Raw genomic sequence first — 13,056 nt, forward strand, 5'->3', positions numbered from 1 at the left:
CGGGGCCCACCCCTTACCATTCCGAACAGGGAAGTTAAGCCCGTCTGCGCCGATGGTACTGCTACACCAAGTGGGAGAGTAGGCCGCCGCCTTTTTTTGAAAGCACTTACCATGTATATGGTAGGTGCTTTTTTTTTGAACCAAAGTCATATAAGGGACTCCCCATATATAATTGGTTTCCTCATCTGTCTAGAATATAGGAGGAGATAACCGACTTATTTTTATACTTACGAAAACCTTTTCGTAGTTCAAATGCCCAGTGTTCGGAGGCTTGGCGATAAAGTGTTTTTTAGCATGTCTTTGGTGATATAGAAGTTTTATAACTTATAGTTATATATTTAAGGTTTGGAACTATTGTTTCAAGTAACTTAAGCTTCAATTTTATGAAAACTCCATTGTTTTTAAGTGGGTTATTGCTGATTTTTATTTCATGCGGTGATCGTCCATCCAAAGAAACTACAACCACTACTACTAGTGAATCTACCAAAATAAAGGATTATCTACCATTCACTGAGCTCCAACTAGACGACCTATCCTTGTTTAAGGTGGAAACCGATAATTGGAAGATTGTTGGAGATGTCTATGTTGATAGGAAGCAGGACAAGTTATTGACATCCTCGCCAGGAAAAGGGATTTTGGCGAACATTCCGGATGGACAAATAAAAAATGGTCACATTTTTACAAATTTTGAACATGGGAATATAGAAATTGAGCTGGATGTGATGATGCCGGTCAACTCAAATTCTGGACTCTATTTTCAGAGTAGATATGAAGTTCAATTATTGGATAGTTGGGGTGTAAAGGAGCCTACATCTGGTGATATAGGAGGTATTTATCAGCGTTGGGACGATAGTAGGGAAGGTGATCATAAAGCTTATGAGGGACATTCCCCAAAAACCAACGCTTCAAAATCTCCAGGATTATGGCAGCATTTTAAAATTATATTTCATGCTCCCAAATTTGACGCTTCTGGTAATAAAATCAAAAATGCCGTTTTTCAAGAGGTATGGTTGAATGGTCAATTGATTCAGGAAAACATTGAGGTAACTGGCCCTACAAGGGCTTCTGCCTTTGACGATGAAAAAGCTAGAGGGCCATTAATGATTCAAGGTGATCACGGACCGGTAGCGATAAGGAATCTAAAATACAAGCTATACGAAGATAAAAAGGTATCCCTATTGGATATCCATATGACCGAATACGAAAGCAATTCTGATTCAATTGCTGCCTTTGACACCCTAACAGTGATTAGGGATATAAAGGCAGACAGTATTTCTGCCAAAATGGTCACAGGGGATAGGGTGAAAAGAATATTGAAGTATGATGGTCAAATTGATGTTTCAAATTCAGGAACCTATCTCTTTGATATAGGGGTGAACAATGGTGGTGCCCTATTGATAATTGGAACCGATACTATAGTTGATTTAAATGGGGATTACAGTTTGGATACACCTGGGATAAGGGAAGTAGAACTGGAAAAAGGAAAACTGCCTTTCACTTTTATCTATAATAAACACAATCCTTGGAATTCTGGATTTAGAATAGAAGTGGAAGGTCCGGAAATACAAAAGATGTCCTTGAATGCCAAGAATTCTTTGGGTTCTTCCAATAGAGGACCAGCAGAGAATATATTGATTCAGGTTCTGAATGAGCCTACAACCCAGCGCGGATTTATGATGCATAATGGTGAAAAAAGGACACATTGCATCGCGGTAGGTACCCCGGAAAATGTAAATTTCTCCTATGATTTAAGCAGGGAGTCCATATTACAGGTATGGCATGGCGATTTTCTGGATGTTACCCAAATGTGGCATGCCCGAGGGATTAATCAACTTGCTGAACCCAAAGGTTTTTCGGTATCCTTTCACGGTGATCCAGATTTTATGATTTTGGAAAATAAGGACATAGTTTGGCCAGATAGTATTCCGTCAAATGTAAATTATAAGCAATTGGGGTATGAAATAGAAGACAATGGTCTTCCAGTATTTTTAGTACAAGTAGAGGGAACGTCTATTAGCAATACATTTAAACCTTCTAAAAATGGTCGTGGGCTAACACGTACCATTGCCATTGAGGGCAATGGGGACATATGGCATAAAATTGCAGAAGGGGAATCTATTCACAAACTCGAGGATGGTACTTTCATTATTGACGATGAAAGTTATTTTATAGATTTTTCAAAAAAAAACAATTTAACTCCTCTTGTACGTCATTCCAATGGAAAGGATGAATTACTTCTAAAAATACCCGCAGGTAGCAAGAACATTAAGTACAATATTATTTGGTAACCCAAAACAACCAATTATGCAGATTTTAAGACAGGCAGTTTTTTTTGTATTACTAATAGTTGCAGTGCAAATTACATTTGGTCAGGACAGTTCGGACATGGCCAAAAAGGAATCGGAATATTATAAAATAGTAGATGTACCCATCCCAAAAGACATCGTTTTGGAAGTGGGTGGTCTAGCTTTAACGGATGACGACAAATTAGGAGTTTCAACAAGAAGGGGTGAGGTATGGCTAATAGATAAACCCTATAGCTTAAATCCACAGTACAAGAGGTATGCCAATGGGTTGCATGAGGCTTTGGGCTTGGCCTATAAGGACAATGGATTTTATCTTTCCCAAAGAGGGGAACTTACTAGATTGGATGATAGGAACGGGGATGGCAAGGCAGATAGTTATAAGACTGTTTACTCTTGGCCATTGTCTGGTAATTACCACGATTATTCCTATGGGCCGTTAATTTTGCCCAATGGGGATATGTTGGTTACCTTAAATTTATCATGGATTGGTCATGGAGCCAGTTTGGTTAAATGGAGGGGGTGGATGTTAAAAATAACACCTGAAGGTGAAATGACTCCGATAGCGACCGGGTTAAGGTCGCCAGCGGGTTTCCAAGTCAGTCCTGAAGGCGATTATTTTTACACCGAAAACCAAGGAGATTGGGTAGGATCGGGAAGGATGACCCATTTGGAAGTTGGTGATTTTGCAGGTAATCCTGAAGGTTTAAGATGGACAGATGACCCACAGTCTCCCTTAAAATTAAAACAGGAAGAAATTGAAAAGCAATCTGGTTTAAGTCTTTATGAATATGCCAAAAAAGTGCCTGCGCTAAAGGCTCCTGCTATTTGGTTTCCCCATACCATACAGGGAATTTCTACATCGGATATTTTATATGATACCACCAAAGGGGATTTTGGTCCCTTTGAAGGACAGATGTTTATCGGTGACCAAGGGCATAGTAAGATTATGCGGGTTTTTATGGAGAAAGTCAATGGGGTGTATCAAGGTGCTTCATTTTTATTTCGTGAGGGCTTTTCTTCGGGTATATTAAGAATGATTTGGGGGAGTGATACCAGTTTGTTTGTTGGAATGACCAGTAGGGGATGGTCTTCCACAGGTAAAGAAAACTTTGGTTTACAAAGATTGGTCTGGACAGGGAAAGTACCCTTTGAGATAAAAACTATGAAAGCACTTGATGATGGATTTCAATTGGAATTCACTCAACCTGTCAATAGAAAGTTGGCCAGTGATGTAGCTAACTATAAAATGAAAAATTTTACTTATCAATATCATAATACCTACGGTAGTCCCATTGTGGAGGAACAGCCGGTAATGGTACACAAAGCAGAGGTTTCGCCAGATAGGCTTTCCGTTAAATTAACTTTGCACGGAATGCGGTTGGGCTTTATTCACGAGATTAAAATCCCAGACCTTACCTCTGAGATTGGCAAAAAACTATTACATAACACAGGTTACTATACTTTGAACGAAGTCCCTGGCGGAGTTTTGAAGTCACCACAAATGACAGGAATTGCCAAATCGGGTAAAAACATTGATCAACCTAAAAGAATAACAAAAATGCCTATTGATTGGAATAATAAATCCGATCAAAAATTAATGATAGGTACCAAACCTGGTTTAAAGTATGATGTTGAGGAAGTGCAGGTGAAAAGAGGAGCTAAGGTAGAGCTCACTTTTAATAATAACGACGATATGATGCACAACCTCGTAATTACCCAGAAAGGTGTGGAGTCGGTGGATAAGGTGGGGCAAATGGCCTTAATGCTGGGATTGGACGGGCCGGACTATAATTACGTGCCGGATACCGATTTAGTACTCTATCATACTGCTATAATGCAACCGGAAACAGCCGAAAAAATTTATGTTCAAATGCCTGATGAACCAGGTGAATATTGGATAGTATGTACCTTTCCAGGGCATTCCTCGATAATGCGGGCTAAACTAATCGTGCAGTAAACGGGCCCAAGCATAATAATTTTTTTAATCATATTTTTTCACTTTCCTTACGGATTAAATGGGATTAGTCCTTGGGCGCCTTATAGAAAAGATGGAATATTCTTAAAATTTTTGGTGTTGATACTAGGAAATAGGAGCACTTATCAAAATGTTAAAACCCTTTTATTTGTGAAGATAATTCGTAGTTTTATTTAGATAGATTAATTAAATATATAGCATATTGAAAACAACTTTTTTGGCATTATTAATTTTAATAATGTTTACAGGTTATAATTATTCCCAGAGAGAAAGCAATTCAAATAACATTATTGATAATGAACCCAATCATTATAGGGAAAAAATATTTGTTCACTTGGACAAATCGTATTACAATGCCGGGGAAGATATTTGGTTTAAAGCATATCTTTTAAATGCTGCAACACACGGACGGGAAGATATACCGAATGTGGTTTATGTGGATATTGTTGGACCCGGAAATATCATCATAGGGTTCCAAATAGTCAAGATTGAAAATGGGGTAGGCATAGGTGATTTTGAATTGCCTTCGGACCTTATCGGAGGGGAATATGTGCTTAGGGCCTATACCAACTACATGCGCAACTTTAATGAGGCCTATTTTTTCAAGAAACAGCTATACATTAATCCATTAAACTTTATTAAAGACAATACTTCTTCTATATCATCAAGCACCAATAATCCAGTTGGAGAGCAAGTGATTTTTGAAGGGCAGAGGCCCGACCTGCAATTTTTTCCTGAAGGAGGACAAATGGTCAATGACCATTTTAACCGAGTCGGTTTCAAGATAATGGGGGGGAATGGCAAAAGTATTGATATTTCTGGTGTAATAGTAGATGATTCGGGTGCTGAACTCGCCCAATTTGCAACCGCCAATTTCGGAATGGGAATCTTCGACATTCAACCAATTAAGGGGAAAGAATATATGGCTAATATTGTGTATAATGGTAGTAAGTATTCCTATGACCTGCCCACCGGAGTTAACGACGGAATATTGCTACGTGTACAGGAATTACGGGATTATTATCAGATAAATATTCAAACATCGAGTCCTAAAAGCCTTAACGGTTATAGGCTTATAGCAGCCCAACGCAATGGAGAAGTATATAATGGCCAAATTAGCCAGGAGAAAGCTATTGCCGTATTTAAAATTGATAAAAAGCTCCTTACTACAGGGATTGCCCAATTTACTCTATTTGATGAAAAGAATATGGCCCAGTGCGAACGGCTGGTGTTCTATGATGATGGTGGCACATCTTCTTCAATAAGTATAATTCCAACTTCCTTAACTTATGCACTTAAGGACAATGTGGAACTGGATATTGAAATGGATGCAACAGGGGGGCTTAGGGAAAACTTAGAAGCGAATATGTCTGTTTCGGTCACCAATTTGGCCGCTTCTTCGCCTAGGGAGTATCAATCGGATATACGCACCTATTTATTGCTCAATTCGGAAATAAAAGGGGAAATAGAGCAACCGGGATATTATTTTTATTCCACTGACCCTAAAAGAAAACAACATTTGGACCTATTGATGATGACTCAGGGATGGCGACAATTTATTTTGAACGACAAGCCTAAAACCGAGGGTGACAAATTTGAATTTATCAAGGAAATTGGAATTACTGTGGAAGGTGGGGTACGGAAATTCCACAATTTGGAGAGGCCCGATGTGGCTACCGTAAAGTTAACTTTTCAAGACAGCCATGTTATGGGTCGTCTAAGTGTAAAATCGAATGAAGATGGACACTTTAAGTTTTTAGGGCTCGATATTAAGGAAGATAATAAATTGGCATTTGAAATGATTGATTATGATCGTCCTATGAAGGAGTTTGCCATTCTATTGGATTCCATAAGACCGGCCCCCATTTCTTCTTTAAAGATGAAGTCTGGTAGTACAGCAAGCTCTGGCTTCAATGAATTTATGGACAATGCTACTGAAAGAAAACGCTTCGACGAGCTGTTTGAAAATGAAATGATGAAGCTGATCCAATTGGATGAAGTATTGATTTTAACTGAAGGGAAGTCCAAAAAGAAAGAAATGGATACAAAGAGAAGCACACGTTCTATATATACGAATGTATCCAATACAGTAGATTTTTCCGAAATTAGAAATATGCCCTATCCCGATATTTTGGCTGCATTGCGAGCTAGGGTTCCGGGGGTTGATGTATACGGGCGAAATATCGCAATTCGCGGAATTAATTCTATGTCATCGGAAAGAGGTACAACACCCCTTTTTCTTTTGAATGGAATACCGGTAAATCAGGAAGCCATAGAAAACGTTCCAGTTTGGGAGGTAGATTTTATAGATGTTTTAAAGGGTGCTAGAGCTTCGGTATTTGGTTCTGAAGGTGGCAATGGTGTTATTGCAGTTTACACCCTGACAGGTAAAGAGATGCAGAATCAGGATAATGTAGTTGGTAAGAATGTATTTAAGCATCAAGGATTTTACCAATCTCGAAAGTTTTACGATCCGGTCTATGGAAATGATAACCTAGATGCCAATAGGAAGAAGTTTGGCTCAACCCTACATTGGGAACCTATGGTGGAATTGGATAAGACCGGTAAGGCTAAAGTGATATTTCCTGCAGGTATTAAATCTGCCACCTATAAAGTTGTGTTACAGGGAATCACCAGCGATGGAGTTCCAATAGGTTCCGAGGCAATTTTTGAGGTAAATTGAATATAATTCGCAGAAGTTAAAAAATAAATATGCGGGTAAAAGAGGAAAATCTAAATGCCCTATCACATGCCCTTGGAATAATATTAGGGCTAATAGGTTTTGTAGTGTTATTGCAAAATAGCCGACAGCAAACTTCCTATGCCATTTTTTCAATTATTGTTTACAGTTTTACCCTTGTATTGTTGTTTACGGCCTCAACCTTATATCATCGTGTTAGGATTCCAAATTTGAAAAACAAATTAAGAATATTGGATCATATCAGCATTTATTTTTTAATAGCAGGAACCTATACTCCGGTGGCGTTAATTATGTTGGAAAAAGGAAATGGCTGGTTATTGTTTTATTCGGTTTGGGGAATAGCTGCCGCGGGTACTGTCATGAAATTATTCTATACAGGGAAATATGAGTTTATTTCAGTTTTTCTTTATTTGATAATGGGATGGTTAATAGTGTTGGATTTTAGCAATGTACTTAGTCAAACAACTGACTATGGCCTGCTTACCCTCTTTTTAGGTGGTGGTTTTTATACTTTAGGAATAGTTTTTTACGCTTTTGAAAAAATCCCCTACAACCATTTCATTTGGCATCTTTTTGTATTGGCCGGTGCCATCAGCCATTGGTGTTTTATTTTTATAGATGTGGTTTAAGGCTGAATAATGTCCTCAAACTCATTATAGAATTCTTCAAAGGAAGCCATATGGTCCTTCAAAAATACCATAGTCTCCTGCCAAGTGTTTTTGTTATGTATGGAAACATTTTTCAAATCAACAGAAACCCTTGAGATTTCCTTTCCACTTTCAAGAAAAACTGTATCCTCAAATACTGCTTTTGGCAGATATTCTTCTATTAAAATCGACCTAAGTGAAATTAATTTTTCCCATAATTCCAGTCGTTTTTCCAAATCCTGACTTTCAATATCCATAGAGACCATTGCACTTTTCATATCAAAATGAAATTTAAAGGAGAAATCCTTTATACCGGTATTATAAAGAATCCATTTTCTGGGAAAGGATTTACCAAAGGAGATCCAGAAATCGTGACGTAACTTTTTTGCTTCTTCCTTGCTGAACATTTAATGGTATTGGTGCGATGTTAATTTTGTAGTGGCTAATAATTTAAACTAATTGACCTACTGCCCCAATTTTAACTGCTGTTGGATATTCGGTTTTATGGGTTATAGCATATAAGCAATGGAAATGCCCAATATGATGACCACCAATTTACGCAAGTTAAATTTATGTGCTTCCGAACTTTCGAATAAAATAACAGTTGAAATATGAAGGAAGACCCCAATAACCAATGCGTTCAATAAAACAGAATAGGCATCAATAAACTCAAAATTGGCAGCAATATAAGTTCCTATAGGGGTCATCAGCGCAAAAAGCACAATAAAAAATATGGCGGACTGTAACTTAATTTTGGAGTTGAGCAGAAATATGCTAAGTATAATGGCAATAGGAATTTTATGGATTAAAATTCCATATAAAATGGTACTGTGGTTTTCTATGGGCAATCCTTCAAGAAGGGAATGTATACATAGGCTAATAAAAAGCATCCAAGGGAAATCCGATTTTTCAGGATCTAAATGAACATGGCCGTGCTCGGCACCTTTGGAAAAAAATTCAAGAAAAATTTGGAGCAGAATCCCAAACATTATAAATACCCCGACCGTTTTTGGTTCTGCACTACCATAAACTTCAGGGAATAATTCGAACACTGTAAGTGCCAGTAAAAAAGCTCCACTGAAAGCAAGAAGTAGTTTAAAGACTTCCTTGTTTTTAGGTTTGGTGAAGTATACAAAAATAAAACTCAGCAATACGCCAAGAATGGGCAATAAATATTTCATTAAGGATTAATTCTGGTATTGTACAAAATTACCATATTGGCTAATAAGGGCTAAAATTAACGTATTTTTGCGGTAATCTTAAAGGTAGATATGAACAATAATTTTAAAATGGTGGCCAAGACCATGTTCGGTTTTGAGGAAATTTTGGCCAAGGAACTTCGTAACCTCGGTGCTGGTAATGTTGAAGAAGGGGTTAGAAGCGTTTTTTTTGAAGGGGATACCGGTTTTATGTATAAGGCCAACCTTTGTTTGCGAACAGCTATTAAAATAGTTAAACCTATCCATTCCTTTCGTGTTCGGGATGAGAACGATCTTTATAAAAAAATCTATGCCATGGATTGGTTTGATTATCTTTCAACATCCACCACTTTTGCCATAGATGCTACAGTAAACAGTGAAAATTTCACCCATTCCTTATATGTTTCCCAAAAGACCAAAGATGCCATAGTGGATAAATTTAGGGATACGGATGGTACAAGGCCGGATGTAGATATTAAATTCCCGGATGTGAGGATCAATATCCATATTCAAAATGATCAATGTAATGTGGCCTTGGATTCGTCGGGCAGGTCATTGCACCAAAGGGGGTATAGGACTGCTACCAATATTGCACCCATAAACGAGGTTTTGGCGGCCGGACTTTTGTTGTTGAGTGGATGGGATGGACAATGTGACTTTTTGGACCCCATGTGCGGTAGTGGAACCATGCTGACAGAAGCGGCCATGATAGCGTGTAATATTCCGGCCAACATCAATAGAAAGGAATTTGCTTTTGAGAAATGGCATGATTTTGATGCCGATCTATTTGAAAAAATTGTAGATAGCAGTCTAAATAGGACAAGGGAGTTTAATCACAAGATTATTGGATACGATAAGGCACCTTCTGCGGTTAGAAAAGCGCAGGACAATGTGGTAAACGCTAATCTATCCGATTATATCACCGTTGAAAGGAAAAACTTTTTTGATACGGAGAAATTTACGGAAGCGCATTTACATATGGTCTTCAACCCTCCTTACGGCGAGCGATTGGATATTGAAATGGAGGATTTTTATACCGACATTGGAAATACTTTAAAGCGGAATTACCCAGGGACAGATGCTTGGTTTATCACTTCCAACCTGGAGGCCTTGAAATTTGTGGGACTACGTCCTTCCAGGAAGATAAAGGTCTTTAATAGTCATTTGGAGTCGCGATTGGTAAAATATGTAATGTACGAGGGGAGTAAAAAGGCCAAGTTTAATAAGGAAGAATAGCCCGTCTAATATGAATTTAAAGTATGGTAGTCTTGAAACCTAAACACAAAGCCCTTGTCCTTAATTTTATAGGTTTCGCCATTTTATTTGTGGCGGGTAGATTATTACTTGGAATGGTATTGTCTCTCAATACACTGGTCCTGGCTTTTATTGCCGCGGTGGCCGCTAGTTTATTGGCACCTAAATTTAGTGCTGTAAAAACACCGTTAGGAGAGAAACTGATGATGAAATGGATTTTTATTAAGGGTTTTCGGGAGCTGTAGGATTTTCTTCGATAGGTGGTTTCTTTTCTTCCTTTTCCTTATTTTTTTTGGCTTTTTTGTAAAGTGGTAAAAAATAGGTGATCGAATAATTGTAACCCACGCCAAATTTACTCCCGTCCGTAACTTTATTGAACCCGGGAATCCATAGATTCCTAAAATTATCAGGATCTTTATTACTCACCAGGAAGCCAATCCGTACACTTGCTCCTAAAAAAATATTAGCGAAAAGCTCGGCTTTTAAGCCTAACACAGCTTCTATCCAACTGGCACTTAATCCGCTAAATTCTTGGGAGATATCTGAACCTAAAGGGAAATCGTTCACGGCATTGGGATCAGGATTGTTCTGGTAATCTGGATTGTTCCAATAACGGTTGGTGTCATAAATTTGATAATTATTAAGGGTTTGACTAAAAGTGCTGTATGCATATCGCCCTCCCACGAAAATTGAGTTGTTCATGCCGTACCAATTACCATAGGTATTATAATCCACACCAAGTTTTAAGTAACTCCCCGAAGAAGTGAAATTGTAAAGATCCTCCTGTTTGGTATTTTTTTCGTTGCCCAGTTCTGCGGCCACATAAAGTTTATTGGTAATCCTGTAATCCCCAACTATTTCGAGTCCAGTATAATCATCATTCAAAAAAGAAATCAATGGGCGGCTAAGATCTATCCCCACCCTAATTCCGTAAGGATCGGTATGTGCTACCGTATCTTTTGGCTGCAGATCTATTGGCTTACTTTGTGAGTATCCCAATACAAAGCCTAGAAATATAAAACTACTAATGAAATATTTTAACATGGGCCGCTGTTGAGTTTTCTACCAATGGAGTTACAATTTCTATATCCTTTATCCAGTTATCGGTTTCTATTTTTAAATCGCTACTTAAAGTTTCAAAATTGGCAATATAACCACAGGCCCTGGAAACAAACTTATCCTTTCTAGCATAATTGAAATATAAGGTATCCAAATCTCCCACTTCCAATGAATCAACATCTGCAGAGTTATTGATGAAATAAAAACCCGTATTGTTTTCGGTAACTTTTAATGGAATGGCAATAGAATCCAAATCGGTCCTATCGGAAACAGTGGTAACGGTTGTGTTCTGACCAACCCCCACAATTCTAAATTTAGTTACTTTTTTTAATTCGGTGGGGTTGTCCACATCATAAAACCGTATCACCATTAATGGAGTATCCCCATCCACACAGATATCATCCTTTTCACAGGCTCCAAAGCTAATAAACGCGATTATGAATAGAATTGGAATATAGACTTTCTTCATGCTTGGTTGGATTATTTAATCCGTTTTTTCAAAAGTACAACATTTTCAACATGATGGGTTTGCGGAAACATATCCACTGGTTGTACTTTTATTATTTCATAGGCCTCCTTCATCAATTCCAGATCCCTTGCCTGTGTTGCACTGTTACAACTAACATAGACGACCTTTTCGGGGGCAATGTTTAGGATTTGCTGGACAACGGCTGCATGCATGCCATCTCTCGGTGGATCGGTTATAATTAGGTCGGGTTTCCCGTGTTCCTTAATAAAACTGGGATTAAAGACATTCTTCATATCACCTACAAAGAAATCTACATTGTCAATTTTATTTCTTTTGGCATTGGCTTTGGCATCGGCAATGGCTTCTGGAACGGCCTCTATACCTACGACCTTTTTGGCCTTTTTAGCCACAAATTGTGCAATGGTGCCTGTACCGGTATAAAGGTCATAAACCAATTCAGTCCCGTTAAGTTCGGCAAAATCACGGGTTACCTTATAAAGTTCATAGGCTTGGTCAGAGTTGGTTTGATAAAATGATTTGGCATTTATTTTAAACTGTAACCCTTCCATTTCCTCAAAAATATGATCGCGACCAGAATGGCATATGATTTCTTGGTCATATATGGTGTCGTTTTGTTTTTGATTGATCACATATAATAAGGCGGTAATCTCTGGAAAGGTTGCTGATAAATGGTTCATCAACAATTCCCGCTTTTCCATATGGTCCTCGTAAAACTGAACCATGACCATAATTTCACCCGTAGAGGAAGTACGGATCATCACAGTACGGAGCATGCCCCATTGATTTCTAGGGTTAAAGAAAGTCAGTCCGTTTTTGATGGCAAATTCCTTAATTTCCAATCTAATGGCATTGGAGGGGTCCTCTTGTAAATGACATTTTTTAATGTCCAATATTTTATCCCACATGCCAGGAATGTGAAATCCCAATGCATTTTTATCCTCGATTTCCTTGCCGGAGTTTATTTCCTCCAAGGTTAACCACCTACTGTCCGAAAAGGAAAATTCCATCTTGTTCCTATAGAAGTACTGTTTAGTTGACCCTATGATCGTATTGGTTTTGGGCAATTCCAAATGACCAATTCTACGAAGATTGTTTTCTACTTCTTTTTGTTTATAAAATAGCTGGTGCTCGTAGCCCATATCCTGCCATTTACAGCCGCCACAAACTCCAAAATGTTCACAAACAGGAGTAGTCCTTTTGTCCGAAAAAGTATGGAATTTAGTTGCAATCCCTTCAAAATAGGCTTTTCTTTTTTTAGTGGTTTCAACGTCGACAACATCACCTGGTACGGTATTGGTCAAGAAAATAATCCTGCCGTCGGGTGCCTTTCCAATAGTTTTTCCTTTGGCTCCAGCATCCACCACTTCAACATTTTCAAAAACTTGTCTTGTATTCTTTCTGCGCATGGCGCAAAAATAGGAGAAT

At 38.2% G+C, this 13,056-nt stretch carries 11 protein-coding genes and 1 rRNA gene; 7 read left to right on the forward strand and 5 right to left on the reverse strand.

All coding sequences use genetic code 11. From position 1 onward, the window contains the following. The 5 genes from rrf to trhA all read left to right on the forward strand — a co-directional run. Nucleotides 1–95: ribosomal RNA gene (rrf, locus tag CWD91_RS16100) — 5S ribosomal RNA — on the forward strand; the annotation flags it as partial. A 288-nt stretch (nt 96–383) separates the two neighbouring features. Further along, the gene (locus tag CWD91_RS16105) at nt 384–2,288 is read left to right on the forward strand and encodes a 3-keto-disaccharide hydrolase (protein WP_103442000.1); all 1,905 of its coding nucleotides are present in this window, start codon (nt 384–386) and stop codon (nt 2,286–2,288) included. 16 nt (nt 2,289–2,304) lie between these two features. After that, on the forward strand, nt 2,305–4,263 hold the full coding sequence (locus tag CWD91_RS16110) for a plastocyanin/azurin family copper-binding protein (RefSeq protein ID WP_103442001.1): 1,959 nt from the start codon (nt 2,305–2,307) through the stop codon (nt 4,261–4,263). Between the two features lie 220 nt (nt 4,264–4,483). After that, on the forward strand, nt 4,484–6,964 hold the full coding sequence (locus CWD91_RS16115; RefSeq protein ID WP_157943818.1) for a TonB-dependent receptor plug domain-containing protein: 2,481 nt from the start codon (nt 4,484–4,486) through the stop codon (nt 6,962–6,964). Between the two features lie 29 nt (nt 6,965–6,993). Continuing rightward, the gene (trhA, locus tag CWD91_RS16120) at nt 6,994–7,611 is read left to right on the forward strand and encodes a PAQR family membrane homeostasis protein TrhA (RefSeq protein ID WP_103442003.1); all 618 of its coding nucleotides are present in this window, start codon (nt 6,994–6,996) and stop codon (nt 7,609–7,611) included. Here the strand turns inward: trhA and CWD91_RS16125 are convergent. Together CWD91_RS16125 and CWD91_RS16130 are read right to left on the reverse strand one after the other, a co-directional pair. Further along, entirely contained in the window at nt 7,608–8,036 is a 429-nt protein-coding gene (locus CWD91_RS16125) for a DUF4268 domain-containing protein (RefSeq protein WP_103442004.1), read from the reverse strand. The genes trhA and CWD91_RS16125 overlap by 4 nt on opposite strands. A 102-nt stretch (nt 8,037–8,138) precedes the next feature. After that, entirely contained in the window at nt 8,139–8,810 is a 672-nt protein-coding gene (locus tag CWD91_RS16130) for a ZIP family metal transporter (protein WP_103442005.1), read from the reverse strand. Between the two features lie 90 nt (nt 8,811–8,900). Here CWD91_RS16130 and CWD91_RS16135 point away from each other — a divergent pair, with 90 nt between their 5' ends. Continuing rightward, complete coding sequence (locus tag CWD91_RS16135) at nt 8,901–10,064, forward strand: THUMP domain-containing class I SAM-dependent RNA methyltransferase (RefSeq protein ID WP_103442006.1); 1,164 nt, start codon at nt 8,901–8,903, stop codon at nt 10,062–10,064. A 23-nt stretch (nt 10,065–10,087) separates the two neighbouring features. After that, nucleotides 10,088–10,327 (forward strand): hypothetical protein, encoded by a 240-nt coding sequence (locus tag CWD91_RS16140; RefSeq protein WP_317045620.1) that lies wholly within the window; start codon nt 10,088–10,090, stop codon nt 10,325–10,327. Here the strand turns inward: CWD91_RS16140 and CWD91_RS16145 are convergent. The 3 genes from CWD91_RS16145 to rlmD are packed head-to-tail and all read right to left on the reverse strand — an operon-like array spanning nt 10,305 to nt 13,037. After that, on the reverse strand, nt 10,305–11,126 hold the full coding sequence (locus tag CWD91_RS16145; protein WP_103442007.1) for a DUF6048 family protein: 822 nt from the start codon (nt 11,124–11,126) through the stop codon (nt 10,305–10,307). The two genes, CWD91_RS16140 and CWD91_RS16145, sit on opposite strands and share 23 nt — an antisense overlap. Further along, nucleotides 11,107–11,610 (reverse strand): DUF6452 family protein, encoded by a 504-nt coding sequence (locus CWD91_RS16150; protein WP_103442008.1) that lies wholly within the window; start codon nt 11,608–11,610, stop codon nt 11,107–11,109. Before CWD91_RS16150 ends, CWD91_RS16145 begins: the two co-directional genes overlap by 20 nt. An 11-nt stretch (nt 11,611–11,621) precedes the next feature. Next, nucleotides 11,622–13,037 carry a 23S rRNA (uracil(1939)-C(5))-methyltransferase RlmD gene (rlmD, locus tag CWD91_RS16155; protein WP_103442009.1) on the reverse strand — a complete coding sequence of 472 codons (1,416 nt, stop codon included), beginning with the start codon at nt 13,035–13,037 and terminating at the stop codon, nt 11,622–11,624. Nucleotides 13,038–13,056 lie beyond the last annotated feature (19 nt).

This window comes from Arenibacter hampyeongensis (genome assembly GCF_002909255.1).
GTDB lineage: Bacteria > Bacteroidota > Bacteroidia > Flavobacteriales > Flavobacteriaceae > Arenibacter > Arenibacter hampyeongensis.

Bases quoted from the DNA above. Each gene is read 5' to 3' on its own strand.
- CWD91_RS16145 (WP_103442007.1), bottom strand. From the start codon at position 11,126: ATGTTAAAATATTTCATTAGTAGTTTTATATTTCTAGGCTTTGTATTG.
- CWD91_RS16140 (WP_317045620.1), top strand. From the start codon at position 10,088: ATGGTAGTCTTGAAACCTAAACACAAAGCCCTTGTCCTTAATTTTATA.
- CWD91_RS16125 (WP_103442004.1), bottom strand. From the start codon at position 8,036: ATGTTCAGCAAGGAAGAAGCAAAAAAGTTACGTCACGATTTCTGGATC.
- CWD91_RS16110 (WP_103442001.1), top strand. From the start codon at position 2,305: ATGCAGATTTTAAGACAGGCAGTTTTTTTTGTATTACTAATAGTTGCA.
- CWD91_RS16105 (WP_103442000.1), top strand. From the start codon at position 384: ATGAAAACTCCATTGTTTTTAAGTGGGTTATTGCTGATTTTTATTTCA.
- rlmD (WP_103442009.1), bottom strand. From the start codon at position 13,037: ATGCGCAGAAAGAATACAAGACAAGTTTTTGAAAATGTTGAAGTGGTG.
- CWD91_RS16135 (WP_103442006.1), top strand. From the start codon at position 8,901: ATGAACAATAATTTTAAAATGGTGGCCAAGACCATGTTCGGTTTTGAG.
- CWD91_RS16150 (WP_103442008.1), bottom strand. From the start codon at position 11,610: ATGAAGAAAGTCTATATTCCAATTCTATTCATAATCGCGTTTATTAGC.
- CWD91_RS16130 (WP_103442005.1), bottom strand. From the start codon at position 8,810: ATGAAATATTTATTGCCCATTCTTGGCGTATTGCTGAGTTTTATTTTT.
- trhA (WP_103442003.1), top strand. From the start codon at position 6,994: ATGCGGGTAAAAGAGGAAAATCTAAATGCCCTATCACATGCCCTTGGA.